Origin of the sequence: Cryobacterium breve (genome assembly GCF_027594785.1) — a bacterium.
Lineage (GTDB): Bacteria > Actinomycetota > Actinomycetes > Actinomycetales > Microbacteriaceae > Cryobacterium > Cryobacterium breve_A.
Map to the genome: position 1 here is coordinate 2541238 of NZ_CP075584.1, position 19753 is coordinate 2560990.

General features: G+C 71.6%; 18 protein-coding genes. 7 read left to right on the forward strand and 11 right to left on the reverse strand.

Going from position 1 to position 19753, the window contains the following annotated elements:
• Positions 1 to 177: 177 nt before the first annotated feature.
• Positions 178 to 630, reverse strand: a complete 453-nt coding sequence (locus KIV56_RS12485) for a hypothetical protein (protein WP_281533690.1) — start codon at positions 628 to 630, stop codon at positions 178 to 180.
• Between the two features lie 91 nt (positions 631 to 721).
• Between KIV56_RS12485 and KIV56_RS12490 the strand changes: the two genes are divergently transcribed.
• The gene (locus KIV56_RS12490; protein WP_281533691.1) at positions 722 to 1633 is read left to right on the forward strand and encodes an ATP-binding protein; all 912 of its coding nucleotides are present in this window, start codon (positions 722 to 724) and stop codon (positions 1631 to 1633) included.
• Between the two features lie 4 nt (positions 1634 to 1637).
• Here KIV56_RS12490 and KIV56_RS20460 read toward each other — a convergent pair whose 3' ends face one another.
• The gene (locus tag KIV56_RS20460) at positions 1638 to 3029 is read right to left on the reverse strand and encodes an SCO7613 C-terminal domain-containing membrane protein (RefSeq protein WP_432432551.1); all 1392 of its coding nucleotides are present in this window, start codon (positions 3027 to 3029) and stop codon (positions 1638 to 1640) included.
• Positions 3030 to 3043: 14 nt separating this feature from the next.
• Between KIV56_RS20460 and KIV56_RS20465 the strand changes: the two genes are divergently transcribed.
• Positions 3044 to 3352 carry a hypothetical protein gene (locus KIV56_RS20465; protein ID WP_432432552.1) on the forward strand — a complete coding sequence of 103 codons (309 nt, stop codon included), beginning with the start codon at positions 3044 to 3046 and terminating at the stop codon, positions 3350 to 3352.
• Between the two features lie 326 nt (positions 3353 to 3678).
• Here the strand turns inward: KIV56_RS20465 and KIV56_RS12505 are convergent, their stop codons facing one another.
• Positions 3679 to 5631: a hypothetical protein gene (locus tag KIV56_RS12505; RefSeq protein WP_281533694.1), complete on the reverse strand. Its 1953-nt coding sequence runs from the start codon at positions 5629 to 5631 to the stop codon at positions 3679 to 3681.
• A gap of 344 nt (positions 5632 to 5975) precedes the next feature.
• On the opposite strand from KIV56_RS12505, the gene KIV56_RS12510 reads away from it, so the two are divergent.
• A complete protein-coding gene (locus tag KIV56_RS12510; RefSeq protein WP_281533695.1) occupies positions 5976 to 6743 on the forward strand; it encodes a hypothetical protein in 768 nt (255 codons plus the stop codon).
• A gap of 227 nt (positions 6744 to 6970) precedes the next feature.
• Here KIV56_RS12510 and KIV56_RS12515 read toward each other — a convergent pair whose 3' ends face one another.
• Complete coding sequence (locus tag KIV56_RS12515; protein WP_281533696.1) at positions 6971 to 7786, reverse strand: alpha/beta fold hydrolase; 816 nt, start codon at positions 7784 to 7786, stop codon at positions 6971 to 6973.
• An 82-nt stretch (positions 7787 to 7868) separates the two neighbouring features.
• Here KIV56_RS12515 and KIV56_RS12520 point away from each other — a divergent pair, with 82 nt between their 5' ends.
• On the forward strand, positions 7869 to 8909 hold the full coding sequence (locus tag KIV56_RS12520; protein WP_348648392.1) for an AEC family transporter: 1041 nt from the start codon (positions 7869 to 7871) through the stop codon (positions 8907 to 8909).
• On the opposite strand, the gene KIV56_RS12525 is transcribed toward KIV56_RS12520, so the two are convergent.
• The 3 genes from KIV56_RS12525 to KIV56_RS12535 all read right to left on the reverse strand — a co-directional run bounded on the left by KIV56_RS12525 (position 8842) and on the right by KIV56_RS12535 (position 12554).
• On the reverse strand, positions 8842 to 9474 hold the full coding sequence (locus tag KIV56_RS12525; RefSeq protein WP_281533697.1) for an antibiotic biosynthesis monooxygenase: 633 nt from the start codon (positions 9472 to 9474) through the stop codon (positions 8842 to 8844). The two genes, KIV56_RS12520 and KIV56_RS12525, sit on opposite strands and share 68 nt — an antisense overlap.
• A gap of 40 nt (positions 9475 to 9514) precedes the next feature.
• Positions 9515 to 10351, reverse strand: coding sequence for an exodeoxyribonuclease III (locus KIV56_RS12530; protein ID WP_281533698.1), 837 nt, complete (start codon positions 10349 to 10351; stop codon positions 9515 to 9517).
• Between the two features lie 136 nt (positions 10352 to 10487).
• Entirely contained in the window at positions 10488 to 12554 is a 2067-nt protein-coding gene (locus KIV56_RS12535) for a fructose-specific PTS transporter subunit EIIC (protein ID WP_281533699.1), read from the reverse strand.
• Between the two features lie 199 nt (positions 12555 to 12753).
• On the opposite strand from KIV56_RS12535, the gene cofE reads away from it, so the two are divergent.
• Genes cofE through fgd form a run of 3 tightly spaced genes read left to right on the forward strand, consistent with a single transcriptional unit; the run spans position 12754 to position 15388 of the window.
• Positions 12754 to 13665, forward strand: a complete 912-nt coding sequence (gene cofE / locus KIV56_RS12540; protein ID WP_281533700.1) for a coenzyme F420-0:L-glutamate ligase — start codon at positions 12754 to 12756, stop codon at positions 13663 to 13665.
• On the forward strand, positions 13662 to 14360 hold the full coding sequence (gene cofC / locus KIV56_RS12545) for a 2-phospho-L-lactate guanylyltransferase (RefSeq protein ID WP_281533701.1): 699 nt from the start codon (positions 13662 to 13664) through the stop codon (positions 14358 to 14360). The genes cofE and cofC overlap by 4 nt, the downstream gene beginning before the upstream one ends.
• A gap of 5 nt (positions 14361 to 14365) precedes the next feature.
• Complete coding sequence (gene fgd / locus KIV56_RS12550) at positions 14366 to 15388, forward strand: glucose-6-phosphate dehydrogenase (coenzyme-F420) (RefSeq protein WP_281533702.1); 1023 nt, start codon at positions 14366 to 14368, stop codon at positions 15386 to 15388.
• A 207-nt stretch (positions 15389 to 15595) separates the two neighbouring features.
• Here fgd and KIV56_RS12555 read toward each other — a convergent pair whose 3' ends face one another.
• The 4 genes from KIV56_RS12555 to KIV56_RS12570 all read right to left on the reverse strand — a co-directional run bounded on the left by KIV56_RS12555 (position 15596) and on the right by KIV56_RS12570 (position 19751).
• Positions 15596 to 16651, reverse strand: coding sequence for a PTS sugar transporter subunit IIA (locus KIV56_RS12555; protein WP_281533703.1), 1056 nt, complete (start codon positions 16649 to 16651; stop codon positions 15596 to 15598).
• 86 nt (positions 16652 to 16737) lie between these two features.
• Positions 16738 to 17739 carry a 2-phospho-L-lactate transferase gene (gene cofD, locus KIV56_RS12560; RefSeq protein WP_281533704.1) on the reverse strand — a complete coding sequence of 334 codons (1002 nt, stop codon included), beginning with the start codon at positions 17737 to 17739 and terminating at the stop codon, positions 16738 to 16740.
• A gap of 141 nt (positions 17740 to 17880) precedes the next feature.
• Positions 17881 to 18687 carry an ABC transporter ATP-binding protein gene (locus tag KIV56_RS12565; RefSeq protein ID WP_281533705.1) on the reverse strand — a complete coding sequence of 269 codons (807 nt, stop codon included), beginning with the start codon at positions 18685 to 18687 and terminating at the stop codon, positions 17881 to 17883.
• Positions 18678 to 19751, reverse strand: a complete 1074-nt coding sequence (locus KIV56_RS12570) for a putative F420-0 ABC transporter permease subunit (RefSeq protein WP_432432553.1) — start codon at positions 19749 to 19751, stop codon at positions 18678 to 18680. Before KIV56_RS12570 ends, KIV56_RS12565 begins: the two co-directional genes overlap by 10 nt.
• Between the last annotated feature and the right edge of the window lie 2 nt (positions 19752 to 19753).

Genomic DNA, 19753 nt, shown 5'->3' on the forward strand with positions numbered 1-19753 from the left:
GTGCCGTTTTTGCGGTGTCGTTTATGCAGACATGCTCGGTCGGTCTTTCGCACACCTGCGCCCACCCCCGCGCCGGTTTCCGCAGTCCGCGCCCGAAACGGCGGGCGCGGCCTGCCGAAACGGTAGCGGTGGCGAAGCCTCGCGGCCTCGATCGCGCTAGATTCACGGGAACATTCCTCATTCACGACGATGGGCTGCGCCATGACGGACACCAATACCGCGCCGACCGCTGCCGCTACTCCCGATGCCGCCGATGCTGCTTTCGACACCGCTTCCTCGGTCGACAGGCGCGAATTCCGGCTGCAGTGCGGCCAGGACTCCCCGCTCCTGCCCGGTCAGTACGTCGAGCTCGATGATCCGTCCGGGCGGGTCTTCCTCGGCCAGGTGGATGTCCTCACCGCGTCCGACGACGGGTTCACCGGCACCGGCTGGATCCTCGGGGTCGTCGACGCCGGGGGCCGGCTCGACCCGCGCGGCGCGACCGCGTTCACGAGGGCGAGCGTGAGCACCGCGGGACCGGACCTCGTCGAACTGCTGCACGAGGCATCCGGTGCCACTCTCACGGTCGGTGCCCTGCTCGCCTCGCCCGGAGTGCCGGCCCGCCTGCTGCCGCACCGGTTCAACCGGCACACCTTCTGGTGCGGTCAGAGCGGGTCGGGCAAGACCTACGCCCTCGGGGTTCTGATCGAGCAGTTGCTCGCCCACACCGAGCCTGCCGATAGTGATCTTCGACCCGAACGCCGACTTCGTGCGCCTCGGCGAGGTGCGGGCGGATGCCGCGCCCGGGGAAGCGGACGCGCTGCGGAACCGGGACATCCGGGTGTTGCGCCCCGGCAGCGGGCCCGGCGAGCACCTTCGGGTGCGGTTCCGGTCACTGCCGTTGCCGGTCAAGGCCGCGATGCTCTGGCTCGACCCGCTGCGCGACCGCGCCGAGTACAACAGCGTGCTCCACCTCGACGCGTTCGAGGCGGAGAACGACCCGGGTGCACTCCTGGCACGGCTGCGGGAATCGCCGGATCCCGCGCACCAGGCGCTCGCCCTGCGCATCGAGAACCTCGGGGTGCTCGACTGGAACATCTACGCCTTCGACGAGCCCGCGGCGACCGAGATCATCGACGCCCGACCGCACGCGACCGTGCTGGACCTCGGCGGGTTCGAGCACGCGGACGAGCCGCTCGTGACGGCGCTCTCGGTGCTCGAGAACCTCTGGGCGCACCGGGAGGAGCGCCGGCCGGTGCTGCTCGTCATCGACGAGGCGCACAACCTGTGCTCCCCGGACCAGAACGGACCGCTGCACACCGCGCTGCGGGAACAGATCATCCAGATCGCCGCCGAAGGGCGCAAGTTCGGGCTGTGGTTGTTGCTCTCGACGCAGCGTCCGTCGAAGATCCATCCCGGGATCATCTCGCAGTGCGACAACCTCGCCCTGATGAAGATGAGCTCGCCCGCCGACCTCGCCGAGCTCGCGGCGCTGTTCGGCTACGCCCCGGCCGCGCTGCTGGCGCAGTCCCCGCGATTCCGGCAGGGCGAGGCGCTGTTCGCGGGCGGGTTCGTGCCCGCGCCGAGCCTCGTGCGGGTGCGCGACCGGATCACGGAAGAGGGCGGCATCGACGTGAAGGTGCCGCTGCGCTGACCCGTCAGCGGAGCGAGGAGATGCCGAGCGCGATCTGCTTGAGATTCCGGATCCGCTGCTCGTAGCGGGCCGCGAGCACGATCAGCAGGGTGCCTCCGATTCCGAGCCACAGCCACCAGGCGACGGCCTCGTAGGCGAGCGCGATCCATGGCCACAGCTGGGCGAGACCGTGCACGAGCAGCACCACGGCGCCGAGCACGAAGGGCGCCTGCAGCCGCTGCCGCAGGCCGGCCAGCAGTACGCCGAGTGCGAGCACGCCGAGCCCGACGACCCGCCAGAGCGGGCTCTCGGTCACGTCGAGCAGCAGCGACGGACCGAGCAGCACGAGCAGTCCCGGCGCAAGCCACGGCCAGCTGCGCGCCGACGGCGTCGCCTCGAGGTGTAGCCAGCCGCTCGTGACGAGCGCGAGGGCGAGCGGCACGCTCACGATCTCGATCGGGTGCGGCACGCCGTGGCCATAGCCGGTGAGCACCGCGATTCCGCCGGCGGCGATGGCCAGCCAGGCGACCCAGCGACCTGATCGGCTCGGGTCGACCTGGAACACCGCGAGGTGCACCGCGGAGAAGGTCCAGGCGAGCAGCACCACGCGGATCGTCGCGAGCGGCTCATAGCCGAGTGCGGCGACTTCGGCCCCGAGCACGCCGGCCATCGCCAGGACGACGAGACCGTAGCCGAGAGCCGACGTCGAGGCATCCGTCGCCGCCACCTGCTGCGGACTGGTCCACTTCGGGCCGGGGGTCGCATCGGTGAAGCGGATGCCGTCGCGCGCGTCGCCGTCGACCGGGCCGGCCTGCGGGGGTCGCCTACCGCCGCGGCGAGACCGGCGACGGTGCCACGGCGGGCCGCGGCCACGAGGGTGAGTCCGGTCGCGGCCACGAGCGCGGCCGCGGGCAGCAGCCAGCCCTCGAGCCGGGAATCCGGCCCGGACGGGACGGTGTCGAGGAGGGGGCTCACCCGATTCAGGGCGGTGAGCAGCACGGCGACGAGTCCGGCGGAGACGGCCGGCCAGGCCAGCGGACGCCACGCCGGTACCGCGGTGAACGCGGCGCCGGCGATCGCGAGCGCGCCGCCGAGGGCGAGCACGAGGATCGGGCGGAGTAGGAACCCGTCCGGTGTGGGCAGGATGATGGCGCTCGGGAGTATGGCGAGCAGGAGGCCGGCCTGGATCCAGAACCGGGTTGACCGGGCCGCGCCCGGGTCCGCGGCCGTGGCCGGAACGGGGGTGCGGAACAGGCCGGCGGCGAGGAGGCGACCGGCGACGATCGCGAGTCCGACTGGAACCGTCACGATCTCGAGCGGAACCGGGACGCCGTGCAGGTACCCGCCGAACAGTGCGACGCCCGCGCCGCCGAGGGCTGCCCAGGCGAGAGCGCGGCCCTCGGGGGTGCGGTCCCATCGGATCAGCCCGACGTGCGCCACAGCGCAGGCGAGGGCGAGCAGCACGACGCGCGGTGCGGCGAGCGGGGTCTCGTCGGGGGCCGCTGCGGCGAGGCTGAGGACCTCGGCGACGGAGCCGAAGGTGACGGCGACCGTGAGCAGGCCGTATCCGGTGCGCACGGCGAGCCGGGCGTTTATGGGGGTGTCCCCGGCGCCCGAGACCTCCCGGAGCGTCCGTCGCCCGGAGCGTGCGCTGAGGATGCCGGCGACCACGAGAACCAGCAGCGCCGGCAGGAGCCAGGCCTCAATGAAGAGCCCTGCGTCCTCGGTGGAGCGGAGTAGTGACACGATCCGGCCACCGCTCGTCACGAGCAGCCCGAGGGCGCCGCTCGCCGCGGCCGCGGCGAGGTACCCGGAGCGCGGCGGGGTCCAGCGCAGGGCGCAGCCCGCGAGGAGCAGCACCGCCGAGACGCCGGCGACCGCGAGCGGGCGCGCGAGTGGCCCGGTCCCGGAGACAAGCGCCAGGGGCACGAGCGCGACGAGCAGCCCGGCGAGGGTGAGCCAACCGGCGACGGGGCTTCCGGCCGTCCGGCGGTCGACCTGTCCGGAAGCGGCGGATGAGCGCGGCCAGCACGAGCAGGACCGCCGCGACGGGCAGCACGTATGGCTCAAGGGCTTCGGTGCCCGACCGGGAGAGGCCGAGCCAGAGGCCCGCGATTCCGAGGCAGAGGGCGACCCAGCCGAGGTGGCGCCGCGGGGAGTGCGAGTCGAAGAGCCCGTCGGGAGCGATCGCTGCCAGGAGCGCGGCGAGGCCGGCGAGGAGCAGCGCGACCCAGCCGAGCGGGCGGCCCGTGGATACCGCGACGATTGTTGCCGGGCCTAGCACGAGGAGTGCGCCGACCTCGAGGGCGAGCCGATCGGAGGGGGCCCGGGACACCGTCCCTGGCGGCGTGCGGAGCGCGAGCGAACCGAGCGTGAGCGCGAGGGCGCAGCAGAGGATGGCGGCGGCCGGCGCGGCGATGTCGGCGACGGTGGCGGGGGCATCCGCCGCCCGGAGCACTGCGCCGAACAGCAGGAACAGCACCGGGGCGAGCGCGACGAGCGCGGTGAGGCGCTCGGCGGGCGCGGCGGCGCGGTTGCCGCGGAGGGCGAGCCAGAGCACGGCGGCTGCCAGCAGTACCGCAGTGTGGATGATGCCCGCGGCCGGCTCGGGCTGCAGCAGGACGACGCGACCGGCGGGGTCGAGGGCCGCGGCGAGGCTCCCGACGGGCAGGGCAGAAGGCCAGGATCGTGGGGGCGAGCAGGGTCCGGAATGCCCAGCGGCGCTCGGTGGGCTGCACCCAGCGGGGCAGCGGCACGGCGAAGAAGAGTTGGAGGAGCGCCGTCGCGAGGGTGAGGCCGCGCAGCTGGTCGACGATCAGCACAGTCGCCGGCGGTCGGGCGCCGAGGGTGAGCGCCCACGGTGCGACGACCGCGGCGAGGAGGGTCAGCAGGAGCGCGCCGGCGAGCAGAGCGCCGCGTCCCTGTGCCCGTCCGCCGCGCGCGTCGTGGTCATCCGGGACAGTGCCGAGCAGACCGCGGGCGACGACGAGCGCGAGGATGCCGGCAGCCGTGCCGATCCACCAGGTGTCCGAGCGCGCCCAGCCGACCAGGAAACCGAGGGAGACACTCACGATCACAAGCGCGAGCACAATGGAACGGAGGGGCCCGAGCGGCAGGCGGCCGCGCTGGTGGCCGAAGAGTGCGAGCAGGGCGCCGGCGCCGAGCAGTGCGAAGAGCACGGGGACAAGCCACAACAGGCCCGCGACTGGCGCCGCGAACGGGACCGCGAGTACGAGAGTCGCAGCAAACAACGCCGCGACCAGGCTCGCGCGGACGCGCAGCAGCCGCCCGGCTCGCCAGATGACGGCGGTGAGGGCGCCGGCGGCGACGAGAGCGCAGAGCGCCCAGAGGCTGTTCGGGCCGACCGGGTTGTCCAGCCCGTCGATCCAGGGGAGCAGTGGGTTGACTGTCGTGCCCGGGTCGCTCGCGAAAACGGTCAGGCCACGCACGAGCGCGACGCCGAGTGGCCACGCGGCGTTGGAGGCCGTCGCGAGGGCGAAATAGCCCGCGGCGAGGGCCGCGGTCAGGGCCGCGACGCGCTCGGCGGTGCGCCGGGCGCCGGCAGTGCGGTTGGACAGGAACTCCAGGCCGAGCGCGAGGGTGAGCGCGACCAGCAGGGGTGCGGTGACAAGCAGCGGGATGCTGGTGGTGCGGATCGCAATGATCAGGGCGATCAGGGCTAGCGCGAGCGCCGCGACTGCCGAGCAGAAGCACGCGAAGACGAGAGAGCCCCTGCCCGGGCCGGCCGCGGTCGGAGGCGGGGCGACGGACTGGACAGCGCCGGACTCCGCTGGTGGGCCGGCCGGGGCCGGAAGCGCCGGGCGCACCCCGAGGATCGTGACCGCGTGCACGGCGGCGACGAGTGCGACCGCGCCGAGCAGCCAGAGCGGGGAGAGCTCGCCGCTGGTGTCGACGAAGGGGGCCGTTGCGAGAGCGCCGAGCAACGATACGACGGCGAACCCGAACACGATCGCCCGTTCGGGTGCCCGGTCGGCGCCGGGCCAGCGACCGGCCGGCACCGCGGAGTCGTTCGCCGGCGAGGCGCACGTGGAAGCGGTGGATGAGCGCGCCGACGGATGCCCCGAGGAACGCGAGGTAGACCCGGGTCAGGCCGTCCTGGCCGACCGCCGCGGCGGAGACGAGCAGGCCGAGCCCGGGCGCGGCGGCCGCGAAGCCGGCGACACTCGCGACCCGCAGCCCGGACACGGCGTGCCAGCCGAGGAACAGCCCGGTGCAGACCAGGAGCGTGACCCCCCAGTAGCCATCGGCCGGTGTCGCACCGAGCCCGCAGAGGTCGTTCTGGCGGAGGGACCAGGCGTCGAGCAGCACGAGCACGACCGCGAGGGCGCCGATGCCCTCCGCGGTGACCCCGAGGCCGCGCCGCCTGAGCACCGCGGCCGTGACCAGCGCCGCTGCCGTGAATGCCCCGACGATGAGGGAGCGCACGAGGAGCCCGGCGAAGATCCAGGCCACCGTGAGGAAGAAGATCGCGGCGACGGCCACGAGCGTGACCCCCACCAGGAGCAGCAGGATCTGCACGCTCGACCGTTTCGGCGGGAGCGAGGGGTCCCGCGGCGCCGGTGCCGGCCGCGGGGGTTCCTGCCGCGGCGGCGTCTGGCTGGGCAGAGACTGGCGCGGCGGCGTGGACAGCGCGGTCGTGGTCTGGGAGGGCGTCGGCGTCTCGTGCTTGGGTGGAACCGGGACCGATGTCGCGGTCGAAGGCCAGGCCTCGATCGGGACCACGAGGGGAGTAGTCACCGGCGGTTGGGGGAGCCAGGACAGGGGAGGCGCCGGAGCCGGCGTGGTCGGCGTTCGCTGCACCTGTTGCGCGGCGGCGCGGGCCCGGGCGGCGTCGAAACGCAGGCGCCCGATCAGCGCGACGCGTCGCTCGAGCAGTGTCGCGGCATCCGTCGATACGGCGAGAAGCTCGGCGGCGACCGGATGCCGCAGGTCGAGTCCGCACGCCGGGCACCCGTACGGCGCGAGCGGGGTCTGGCAGGCCGGGCACAGGGTCGTGTCGGTCAGGTCGCGAAGCGCACCGGGCCAGAGCACCGTGCCCGCGTACTGTGCGAATGGATCGGGTGCGGCTGAATCGCCGCCGGCCGGGTCTGACATCGTTGCCCCTCGCTAGATGTGGACTGCCCCCACAGGTTAGCGTGCCGTCGCAGGCACGCGGCGGCCCCCCTTCGGCCTATGGAGAACCGCTCCCGTCTCCTCCCTCGCCCCCTGTCGTTCCGCGAGAGCGGAGTTGTGGCCCCTAAACCAGCGTTTTAAAGGGCCATAACTCCGCCTCGCGGGAGGTCGAGCGAATGCTCGGGGCGGAGCGGGGCGGAGCCGGGCGGAGCGGGGGAGGACGGGCTAGAGGCCGTTGGAGGTGAGCCAGTCCAGGAGCACGCGCTCGAACTCGTCGGGAAGCTCGACGCTCGGCAGGTGGGCCGTGTCGCGGAAGGTGCAGCCGCTCGCGAAGGGCAGCGTCGACAGCAGGTACTCGTACTGGGCGAGCGCGGGCGTCACGTCGAACTCGCCGACCGTCACGAGAGCGGGAACCTCGATGTCGATCACGCGGTTGCTCGCGGGCGGTTCGAGGGGGATCGGGATCGGGTTCTCCTCGGCGTGCACGACGTTGACCCGGTTGAGCGCGTAGGCCGTCGCCACGAACTCCGGGTCGAGGGACTTCTCGTCCCGTGTCGGACCGATCGCCCACAGAGCAACCTCGAGCCGGGCGAGCCGGTGCCAGTCGCGGTCGTCGAAGGCCTCATCGAGTTCGTCGAAGCGGGCGTCTTCGAGCTCGGTGAGCTCGACCTCGGGGAAACCGCTCGGGCCGGACCCGATCGTGACGAGCCCGGCGACCCGGTCCGGGCTCTCGACGGCGATGTCGATCGCGATCGACCCTCCGCGCGAGCAGCCGACGAGGGTCGCGAACGCGATGCCGAGATGGTCGAGCAGCGCGACGGCATCCGCCCGGTTGGAGAACGCGACGTTCTCGGTCGAGGTCTGCCCGAAGCCGCGTGCATCGAACCGCACCACGAAATGCCTGGCGGCGAGAGCCGCGACCTGGGGGTCCCACATGCGCAGGTTCGCGATCCCGGCATGCAGGAGCAGGATCGCCGGCGACGACAGCGCGCCTTCGGTCTCGTAGTAAAGCGACGCACCCGGAACGCTGAGATGAGGCATGCTTCGAGCGTACGGCGGCGGCGTGACCGCTGGCAAGGAATCGGCTGTCGCGACAGCGGAAGTGTCCCCTAATCTGGGAGTAATGAGCGGCGTCCTGGTCGGGTTCTCCATCATCGGATTCGTGATCCTGGTGGGCTACCTCATCGAGCGTGCCGGGTTCGCCGGCCCGACGGCGGGGTTCGTGCTCAACCGGGTCGCCTTCTTCGTGGCGATGCCCGCGCTGTTGTTCACCGTGCTGAGCCGCACGGATGTCCGGGTCGTGTTCTCCCGGTTCCTCCTGACCACCCTGTGCAGCGTGCTGATCGTCGTGGCCCTGTACCTGGTCGCGAGCCGGTTCCTCGGCCGCGGCCGGGGACCGGGCGTGGTGCCGCGCCGGGATCGGGTCGCCGAGACGGTGCTCGGTGCGGCGGGCGCCAGTTACGTCAACTCGAACAACATCGGCCTGCCCGTTGCGATCTACGTGCTCGGCAGCGCGCACTACGTCGCCCCGGTGCTGCTGCTGCAGTTGCTCCTCTTCGCCCCGATCGTGCTCGGCATCCTGGACGTCACCACGAGCGGGCGCCTCTCGTTCCGGTCGGTCGCGACCCAGCCGCTCCGGAACCCGATGATCCTCGCATCCCTGTGCGGGCTCATCGTGGCGGTGTTCGGCATCCCGATCCCGGAGGCCGTGTTCGCTCCCCTCGACATCCTCGGCGGGGCCGGCGTGCCGATGGTCCTCCTCGCGTTCGGCATGTCGCTGCACGGCGACCGGGTGCTTCGGCCGGGGTCGGGCCGGCGACAGGTCGTGCTCGCCGCCGTGCTCAAGATCGCCGTGATGCCCGCGGTCGCGTGGGCGCTCGGCCGGTTCGTCTTCGACCTGTCACCCGCGGAGCCTCTTCGCCGTGGTGAGCGTGGCCGCGTTGCCGACCGCGCAGAACGTCTTCAACTTCGCGGCACGGTACAACCGGGGCACCGTCGTCGCGCGCGACACGGTGCTGATCACCACGATCGCCGCTGTGCCGGCGCTGATCGTGGTCGCCGCGTTGCTCGCGCCGGTCGCCTAGCAGCCCGGGCTGCTAGACCCGCGGGCGGCGGTAGGCGGATGCCGGCGGCCGGGTCAGCCACGGGCGGAGCCACCGCGTGATCCACGGCATCACGAGCAGCGTCATCGTGGGCGCCATCACGAGGGTCGTCATCAGGATGCGGGGCACGACCGGGAAGCCGCCCCACTCGGGGATCGCGAGCGTGACGAGGAAGGTGAAGACCACGTTGGTCGGGAAGAAGCCGAGGGCGATCGCGACGGTCTGCTTCCACTGCGAGGGCTGGTAGATGCTCGAGTCGGCGCCCTCCTGCGGGGTGTCGAACCAGCCTTCGATGCCGGTGCGCTTCTGCACGCGGGCGTCGAGGATGTAGTCCACTCCCTGGGCGAGCCACTCGGCGCGCTCATCGGACCCTTCCCAGGCATCCAGTGAATCGGAGTTGTCGAAACGGTAGAGCATGTGCCAGCTGAGCGAGTCCGCGCTCGTGCGCACCCAGCCGGAGCCGAGGAACCCGGGGAACTCGCTCGCGAGGTCCATGCCCTGCTGGGCCCACCGGGTCGCTTCGGAGATCCGGGTGGGCTGCACGCGGCGCGTGATGGAGACGGTGATGGAATCGGACGGCCCGGCCGCCGCCGGATTGCCGTCGTTCCCCGGCGATACGGAAGACATGCTTCCAGTATCCCCGACGGCCACGTCATTCGGCGAGGGGTCAGAAGATCATCGGGCGGTCGTCGTCTTCGTCATCGAGCGTGAGGTCGACGACGACGGGCACGTGGTCGCTCGGTGCATCGCCCTTGCGTTCGTTCCGGTGGATGCTCGCGTCCGTGACGAGGCCGGTGAACGCCGGTGAGCCGAGGATGAAGTCGATACGGAGGCCCTCGTTGCGCGGGAACCGCAACTGCTTGTAGTCCCAATAGGTGAAACCCTCCGGGACGAGGGGGCGCACCGGGTCGGTCAGCCCGGCGGCGGCGAAGGCTTCGAAGGCGGCCCGTTCCGGCGGTGAGATGTGCGTCGACACCCCGGGGACCAGCGTCGGATCGCCGACGTCGGAGTCGAGCGGGGCGACGTTCCAGTCGCCCATCAGTGCGAGAGCGAGATCGGGGTTGGCAGCGAGCTCCTCACGGGTGTGCTCGTCGAGCTTCGCGAGCCAGTCGAGCTTGTACGCGTAGTGCGGGTCGTCGAGCGCGCGCCCGTTCGGCACGTACAGGCTCCAGAGCCGCAGGTCGTTGACCGTGACCCCGAGCGCACGGGCCTCGAGCGGCAGCCCGGGGCCCTCCTGGCCCTTGAGGAAGCCGGGCATGCCGGGGAAGCTCGTTGCGACATCCGTCATGGGGTGCCTGCTCGCGAAGGCGACGCCGTTCCACTGGCTGAGGCCGTGGATGGCGAGCTCGTAGCCGGCCTCCTCGAAGATGTCGGAGGGGAACTGCTCCGGCTTGCACTTGATCTCCTGCATGGCGAGCACGTCGATGTCCTCGCGCACGAGCCAGTCGACGACGCGGGCGGAGCGGGCTCGGATGGAGTTGACGTTCCAGGTGGCGATGCGCATGCGCCCAGCCTATTTGACGGATGCCGCAGGTCGCGTTGGCGCGCACCGCCCCCTGAGGTGTCGCAGATCGACGTTCGTTGCATGCGGGAACCTCGATCTGCGACACCTCAGGGATGAGGGCGCTGGAGTGCCGGCCTCAGTGTGCGACGGGCGTCGACTGCTTCGGGCCGACCTGGGCGGCCAGTGCCGCGAGCACGTCTGCCGGGGTCGCTGCGGCCTGGAGGGTGGCGCGGAAGGCGGGCTTCATCAGGGCGCGGGACAGCTGGGCGAGCACCTTGAGGTGCTCGGTTCCGGCCGCCGCTTCCGGCACGGCGATCAGGAAGATCAGCGTGGCCGGGGTGCCGTCCTGCGAGCTCCAGTCGACGCCGTGCCTGCTGCGGGCGAAGGCCAGGATCGGCGCGCTGACGCCGTCCGACTTGGCGTGGGGGATCGCGATGCCGTCGCCGACGGCCGTGGTGCCGACCCTCTCGCGGGTGAGGGCCGCCTGGACCACGACGCCCGCGTCGGTGACGCGGCCGGTCGCGCCCATCCGGCCGACGAGGCTGCGGATCATCGCGTCGCGGTCGGTCTCGGCGGCGTCGAGCACGATCGTGTCTTCGTCGATGTAGTCGAGCACCGTTTTCGGGGCTGGCGTGGGGGCATCCGCCAGCGACGTACTGGCCAGGGCGGAGGCCGGAACGGGGGCATCGTTCGTCGGCGTCGGGTCGACGACCGCCGGTGCCGACCCGGCGACCTGCGGGGTGTGGCGCTCCGCCCTGCGCGCGGACAGGCCGAGAAGCAGCAGGGAGACGAGGGCGGTGACGACGGCGCCGATGAGCAGGGCCGCGAAGTACATCGGCACCCCGGAGACCGCGCCGAAGACGGCGACGATCGGGCCGCCGTGCGGCACGGAGTCGGTGACCGCGAAGAGGGCGGCGATGCCGCCGGCGACGGCTCCGCCGATCATGTTCGCGGGGATGACCTGCAGGGGCTTGGCGGCGGCGAGCGGGATGGCGCCCTCTGTGATGCCGAAGAATCCCATGAACAGGGCGGCGATGCCGGCCTCGCGCTCCGGCTTGGAGAAGTAGCGGCCGCGGATCAGGGTGGCCAGGCCCATTCCGAGCGGCGGAACGGCGATCGCGGCGGCGACCATGCCCATCGGGGCGGGGTTCCCGGTCGCGATCAGGGCACTGCCGAAGAGGAACGCGGTCTTGTTGACCGGGCCGCCCATGTCGAAGGCGACCATGGCGCCGAGGATCAGGCCGAGCACGATCGCGCTGCCGCCCTGGAGGCCGGTGAGGAACGTGCTCATGGTGGAGAACACCCAGCTGATCGGCTGGCCGAGGGCGAGCACGAAGGCGCCGCCGACGATCACTGTCGTGAGCACGGGGATCACGAGGATCGGCATGATCGGCTTGATATACCGGTGCACGGGGATCTTCTTGATGCCGAGGGCGACGAAACCGACGAGGAACCCGGTGACGATGCCGCCGATGAAGCCGGCCCCGGACTCGGAGTGGTAGAACGACCCGGTCGTCGCGATCCAGCCGCAGATCATGCCCGGCGCGAGCCCGGGCCGGTCGGCGATCGCATAGGCGATGAAACCGGAGAGGATCGGCACCATCAGGGTGAAGCCGAGCACGCCGATCTGGTTGATCGTCAGCCAGAAGCTGCCCTCCGGGATGACGAGTCCCTTCGGGGTCGCCTCGCCGCCGAGGGAGAGCGAGATGGCGATCAGCAGCCCGCCGACCACGACGAACGGGATCATGTAGGAGACGCCGTTCATCAGGGCGCGGTACAGGGTGCCGCCGAAGTCTGTCTTGCCTGCGTTCGAGGCGCGGGTTTCCCCGCCCGAGCCGTCTGAGCCGTCGGCGGCCGCGGACGGCTCGGCTGCGAGGGCCTCCCGGATCAACGCGGCGGGGCGGTGGATGCCGTCGGCCACCCCGACGGAGACGATCCGCTTGCCCGCGAAGCGCGACGGGTCGATCCTGGTGTCTGCCGCGATCACGACGGCGTCTGCCCGGTCGATGTCGGCCTGGTTGAAGGTGCCTTCGACGCCGACGGAGCCGTGGGTCTCGACCTTCATGTCGTAACCGAGTTCCGCCGCCGCGGCCGCGAGCTTCTCGGCGGCCATGTAGGTGTGCGCGATGCCGGTGGGGCAGGCCGTGATCCCCAGGATCAGGAGTCGATGTGGTGCTGTTGTCGCGGTGAGGGGTTCGGCCATGGCTCGAGAGTCCTTCCGGGCCGAGGTCGACCGGAATCTCCGTGAACACCACAGCTCAATTTCATAAGTTCAACTAACTTAATTTCGCCCCGCGAACGAGGGTGTCTCGTGAGGTGTCGCACATCGACGTTCGCGGGGCGTGAGAACCTCGATCTGCGACACCTCGGGAAGAGCCGGGACCTCCGCGTGGTTACGGGACGTGACAGGATCGAAGGATGAGCGGAAAGCGGGACCGGTGCGCGGCGAACTGAGCGTTTTCGCCCTCGAGGGGATTCCCGAGGTCGCGGCGGGCGACGACCTCGCCGGGCTGATCGCCATCGCCGCAGAAATCGCGGATATAGCCGTCGCTGCCGGAGTCGCGGCGGGCACCCTGCTGCGCCACGGCGACATCCTCGCGGTCACGAGCAAGATCGTCTCCAAGGCCGAGGGTCGCCTGCGCGCGGCGGCCGACCGCGAGCAGGCGATCACCGACGAGACCGTGCGCGTCGTCGCGACCCGCGCGTACCCCGGCGGCGTGACCCGCATCGTCGAGAACCGGCAGGGTCTCGTGATGGCCGCAGCCGGCGTCGACGCGAGCAACACCCCCGACGGCTTCGTGCTGCTGCTCCCCGTCGATCCCGATGCCTCCGCCCGCGCTCTCTGCACCGCGCTTCGGGCGCGCACCGGGCTTCGGCTCGGCGTGGTCATCACCGACACTGCCGGACGCCCCTGGCGCGAAGGCCAGACCGACATTGCGATCGGCGCGGCCGGTGTCGCCGTGCTCGACGACCTGCGCGGTACGACGGATGCCCACGGCCGACGCCTCGACGTCACCGCGCCCGCCGTCGGCGACGAGATCGCCGGCGCCGCCGACCTCGTCAAGGGCAAGGCGAGCGGAAACCCGGTCGCCGTGATCCGCGGGCTCGGCCGGCTGGTCCTGCCGCTCCCCGCCGTGGACCCCGTTGCCGCTGGCTCGGGGGTCGTCGATCGCGGCGCGGCCATCCTGCTGCGTCCAAGCGAGAACGACATGTTCCGGCTCGGCAGCGCGGAGGCCGAGGCCCTCGGCTATGACCGGGGCTATGCGGCCGGACTGGCCGCCGGACTCACCGCCGCGGAAGCGGATCTGCCGTGAACTGGGTGGTCGTGGTTCCGGTCAAGGGCAACCCGGGCGCGAAGACGCGCCTCGGCGGCCCCGGCACGGACCGTGCCCAGCTCGCCGACGCGTTCGCCCTCGACACCGTTGCTGCCCTCGCCGCAGCCGCCCCGGTCCTCGCCGTCTTCGTCGTGACCGGGGACACCGTCCTCGGCGCGCAACTCGCCCGCGTGGGCGCGCGCATCGTCGCCGAGGTTCGTGACCCGGCCGACCCGCTCAACGCCGCGATCGACGTGGGACTGGCCACGGCCGCTGCGGAGTTCCCGACCGCCCATCGCGCCGTCGTGACCGGCGACCTGCCCGCGCTCACCGCGGACGACGTCGAACGGGCGCTCGCGCTCGCCGCCCACCACGAGCGGTCGATGGTGCCGGATGCCGACGGGACCGGAACGACGATGCTGCTCGCGCTCGCCGGGGCGCCGATCAGCCCGCGGTTCGGCTCCGGCTCACGTGCGGCGCACGAGGCGGCCGGGCACGTTCCGCTCGCATTGCCCGCCCGGTCCGGAATCCGCCGCGACGTCGACACCCCGGCCGACCTGACACTCATCGAACGGCTGGGCGCGGGACCGTACACGTCCGCCCTGCTCGCCGCAGCGTCCGCCGCCCCGCACGACGCTCCCGTCCCGACTTCCGCACCCCTGGTTCCGTCCCCCGACCGCCCCCTCGAGAAATGAGCATCATGCTTCCTCTGAAACTCGGATACAAGGCCTCCGCCGAGCAGTTCGCCCCGCGTGAACTGGTCGAGATCGCCGTCGCCGCCGAGCGGCACGGTTTCGAATCGGTCGCGGTGAGCGACCACTTCCAGCCGTGGCGGCACACCGGCGGTCACGCACCGTTCTCGCTGGCCTGGATGGCGGCCGTTGGGGAGCGCACGACGCGGGTGCAGATCGGTACGTCGGTGATGACGCCGACGTTCCGGTACAACCCGGCGGTGATCGCGCAGGCCTTCGCGACGCTCGGCTGCCTCTATCCGGGGCGGATCATGCTCGGCGTCGGAACCGGCGAAGCCCTCAACGAGGTCGCGACCGGTTTCCGCGGCGCCGGCGCCCAGGACTGGCCCGAGTTCAAGGAACGCTACGCCCGGCTGCGCGAGTCGATCGCGCTGATGCGCGCACTCTGGTCGGAAGACAAGGTCAGCTTCGAGGGCGAGTACTACAGCACCCACGACGCGAGCATCTACGACCGGCCCGAGGGTGGCATCCCGGTGTACATCGCCGCGGGCGGACCCCTGGTGGCCGGCTACGCGGGACGGTCGGGGGACGGGTTCATCTGCACCTCGGGCAAGGGCATGGAGCTGTACACCGAGAAGCTGCTGCCGGCGGTCGCGGCCGGCGCGGAGAAGGCCGGGCGGGATGCGGCCACGATCGACCGGATGATCGAGATCAAGCTGTCCTACGACACCGACCCAGCTCTCGCGCTCGAGAACACCCGGTTCTGGGCGCCGTTGTCGCTCACGCCGGAGCAGAAGCACGACATCACCGATCCCTCGGAGATGGAGGCGGCCGCGGACGCCCTGCCAATCGAGCAGGTCGCGAAGCGCTGGATCGTTGGCTCAGACCCCGACGAGACGGTCGAAGCGATCGGCCAGTACATCGACGCCGGCTTCAACCACCTGGTCTTCCACGCCCCCGGCCACGACCAGGAGCGGTTCCTCACCGCCTTCGAGCGCGACCTGGCCCCCCGCATCCGCGCCCGCGCCTGAGCCGCGCCGGGCACTGCGGAACGTCGCCCCGGGATGAGTGCGCCCTCGGCCGTGGCTAACTCAGGAGATTCTCCGGGGCGGGGTGGATCGGCCGCACTGGTCCGCGGGGTTTCTGCGGTCGGTGGGGTGGATCTCCTGAGTTAGCCCCCGGTGGGGCGGGCGACCAGTGGGCGTCACGGGGCTCGCGGGAAGGACGGCCCGACGGAGTCAGGCCTGGGGGTGCTCGGGCTTCTTGAGGTTGGCGCTGATCGCGAGGGCCTCGAGCACGGCGGCCGGGGTCTGCGCGCTCTGGATCGCGGCGCGGAATGCCGGCTTGGCGAGGCAGCGCGAGAGCTGGGACAGCACCCGGAGGTGTTCGGTTCCCGCCGAGGCCTTGGGCACGGCGATCATGAAGATCAGCGTCGCCTTCTCGCCGTCCGCTGAGTTCCAGTCGATGCCGTGCTTGCTGCGCGCGAAGGCGAGCACCGGAGCGAGCACCGCATCGCACTTGGCGTGCGCGATCGCGATCCCGTTGCCCATGCTCGTGGTGCCGTGGGTCTCCCGCCGGAAGGCGGACTGGGCGACGAGTCCGACGTCGGTGATGCGACCGGTCGTGCTCATCATGCCGGCGAGGGTGCGGATCATCCGGTCCCGGTCGGTCTCGTCGACGTCGAGCACGATGGTGCGCTCGTCGATGTAGTCGAGCACGGTCTTCCGGCCGGTCGCTACCGAGCCGGTGGCGGTGGTCTGCACGATCGGGATCGCCGTCGTGAGCGGCATCGTCATCGTCGCGAGGGTCCGTTTGGGGTGCGGCGTCGTGATGACAACGGGCTCGGCTTTCGGGTGCACCAGGGACGGCACGGGTGCGCCGGGTGCGGAGGCGACAGTGGATGCTTCCGGGGCCGGGGTCGGGGCCGATGCGGGCACGGATGCTGCGGCGCGGGCGGCATCGGAGCCGGGTGTGGTCGGCTGGGTGCTGCCCGGAGCCTTCCCCGCGGTGGCCGGGGCCAGGCCGGCGGAGATGTGCGGGTCGTCCCCTGCGTTGTTCGTGGCCGCGTTGGCCGGGTGGCCCGGGGCGCCCGTGGCGGTCGGGGTGGCGCTGATGGTGGCGGCGGTGCGGCGTGCCGCGCGGTGCCGCACAACGACCAGAACGATCACGACCGCGGCCGCGACGATGAGGGCGACCGCGATGAGCGCGGGGATGAAGGTCGGCATACCGGAGACTGCTCCGACGACGGCGGTGATCGAGCCGCCGTGCAACACGGAGTCGAGATGTGCGGGCATGACAGTAGGGTCCTTCCGGTAGGCCGACCGGAATCGAGCGCTGAACCGGGGGCAAATTAGTTAGCTTGGGAAATAATTAGCCTGACTTAGTGTATCCCCCGCGCGGGTGACGCCACTCGGAACAATGTTGCCGCAATCTCGGCCGTCGTGTCCACGTCGTGCATCCAGAGCGGCACGGCGAGTGAGCGGATGCCGGCGGCCGCGAGGGCGGGCAGGGCCGCGGCATCCGTTTCGTCGACGAGCCAGCCGTCGAGGAGGCCGCCGGTCGACCGGGCGCCGTAGTGCAGGCCGACGGCCGCCGCGGTTGTGGCGACGCCGATGGTCTGGAGGCACGCGTCGGCCATGCCGCGGACGGCGGCGCCGGCGATGATCGGCGAGACGCCGACGACGTGGGCGGGCGTGGACCGCAGGGCGTCGCGGATGCCCGGGATCGCAAGGATCGTGCCGATCGACACCACGGGGTTCGACGGCGGGAGGATCACTAGGTCCGCCTCCAGGATCGCCTCGAGCACGCCCGGCGCGGCCACCGCGGTGTCGAGTCCGCGCTGGACGAACTGCGTGACCGGCACGGACGCACGGTATCGAACCCACCACTCCTCGAAGTGGATCAGGTCCCCGGCTCGGTGCTCGTCGGCATCCGCTGCGAGGCGCGCGTGGGTCTCGACCGGCTGGTCGCTCATCGGCAGCAGTCGGGCGCCGGGCTGCCAGCGTTCGCAGAGGAACGCCGTTGCCTCGCTGAGGGTGGAGCCGGAGCGCAGCAGGTCGCTGCGCACGATGTGGGTCGCGAGGTCGAGGTCGCCGAGCGTGAACCAGGACCAGCCGCGCCCGTATGCCGCGATCTCGGACGAGGTGCGGCGGGATTCGTCCGGGCGGCCCCACCCCTGCTCCTCGTTGATGCCGCCGCCGAGGGTGTACATCACGGTGTCGAGGTCGGGGCAGATGCGCAGGCCGTCGAGCCACATGTCGTCGCCCGTGTTGACGATGACGGTCACCCGCGCAGACGGATCGTTCGCCTCGAGATAGTGCAGCAGCCCCCGCGTGAACCGGGCCCCGCCGATCCCGCCCGCCAATACCGTGATCTTCGTCATAACGTGTTCCCGTCCTTGTGCGTGATTCGTTCTGCTCGTACCGCTCGTGTCGCTGGTACCGCTCGTGTCGTTCGCGTACCGCCCCCACCGGGTTCCGCGAGAGTACACTTTTGGCCCTTATGACCCGCTTTTAAGGGCATTTTATGTACTCTCGCGAGGGGAGGGAGCGGAGGTAGGTGGTGAGGGGGCGAAGAGCAGAGACGGATGCCCGCCGCGGGGGTGCGGGACGACGAAACTGTCGACGGCGTAGACCGCGGCGATCACCGAGGGGACGAGCACCTCTGCGGGGGTGCCTGCGGCTGCCAGGCGGCCATCGGCGAGTAACAGGATCTGATCGCAGTACGCCGCGGCGAGGTTGAGGTCGTGCAGGGCGAGGACCGCGGTGAGGCCGAGGTCCCGCACCTGGGCGAGCAGACCGAGCTGCCCGCCGATGTCGAGGTGGTTGGTCGGCTCGTCGAGCAGGAGCAGGCTCGGCCGTTGAGCGAGCGCTCGGGCGATCTGCACCCGCTGCTGCTCGCCGCCGCTCAGGGTTCCCCAGCTTCGGTCGGCCAGCTCGGTGCCACCGACCTGGGCGAGCGATTCGGCGACGATCCGCAGGTCCCCGGCCCCGTCGAAGCCGCCGAAGATCCCGGTGCGGTATGGGATGCGACCGAGGAGGACGACCTCGCGCACGAGCAGGTCGATCGTGGGGCTCGCGTTCTGCTCGAGGAGGGCGATCCGACGGGCGGTTTCGCGCCGGCCGAGGGACGCCAGGGGTGCGTCGTCGAGGGTGATCCGTCCACTCGTCGGGGTGTGCAGGCCCGCGACGAGGCGCAGCAGCGTGGACTTTCCCGCGCCGTTCGGGCCGAGCAGTCCCGTCACCGAGCCGGTCGGGATCACCGCGGAGACGTCGTCCAGGATCGTGCGCCCGCCGGCGTGGAAGGACACCCGCTCGATGACTACACCCATGACACGGACTTCCGGCTCTTGATCAGGGCGATGAACACCGGAACCCCGATCAGGGCGGTGATGATCCCCACCGGCAGTTCGCGCGGGTCGAAGACCGTGCGGGCGAGGGTGTCCGCGATCACGAGGAACACCGCGCCGGATACCGCGACGAGCGGCAGCAGCCGGCCGTGCCCCGGCCCGCTGAGCCCGCGTACGAGGTGCGGGAGGATCAGCCCGACGAACCCGATCGCACCGCTCACGGCGACCATGGCCCCGGTCAGCAGCGCCACCGTTCCGAGGAGCGCCCACCGGGTGCGGTTGACGTCGACTCCGAGCGAGGCCGCCGCGGTGTCGCCGAAGGCGAAGGCGTCCAGCCGGCTCGCGGCGAGCACGAGCCCGGTGCCGGCGAGGAGGAGCGCGCCCCCTGCGATGAGGACCGTGCCCCAGGAACTACCGGCGAGGGAGCCGAGCAGCCAGTTCAGGATCTCCCGGTAGGAGTCGCCCTTGGCCGACCAGAAGATCACGAAGGAGGTGCCCGCGGCTCCCAGCTGGGCGATCGCGAGGCCGGCGAGCACGGCCCGGCCGGGCGTGATCGTTCCACCGACCCTGGCGATGGAGAGCGTCGCGACGAGAGCGGCGAGCGCGCCCGCGAAGGCGGCGAGCGGGAGCGCGACCCCGACGCCGAGGATCACGACGCAGACCGCGCCGAGCGAGGCCCCGGAGGACAGGCCGAGCAGGTAGGGGTCGGCGAGTGGGTTGCGGGTCACGCTCTGCATGACCGCGCCGCTCAGGGCGAGGCCCGCACCGACGAACGCCGCGGTCAGCACCCGCGGCAGCCGCAGCTGCCAGACGATCGCATCAGTGAGAACGGGCACCGTGCCCGTGTGCGGGAAGCCGAGGTGCGCCGCGAGGCTGCCGAAGACATCCGCGAGGTTCACCGGAGCGGGCCCGATCGTCACGGCGACCGCCGAAACGAGCACGAGAGCGGCCGAGGCGAGCGCGAGCCACAGCCCGAAGCGGCCGTTCCGACGAGCGGATGCGGCCGGCCGGGTTCGTCCCGCCGCGGAGCCCGTGCCCGCAGTCACCG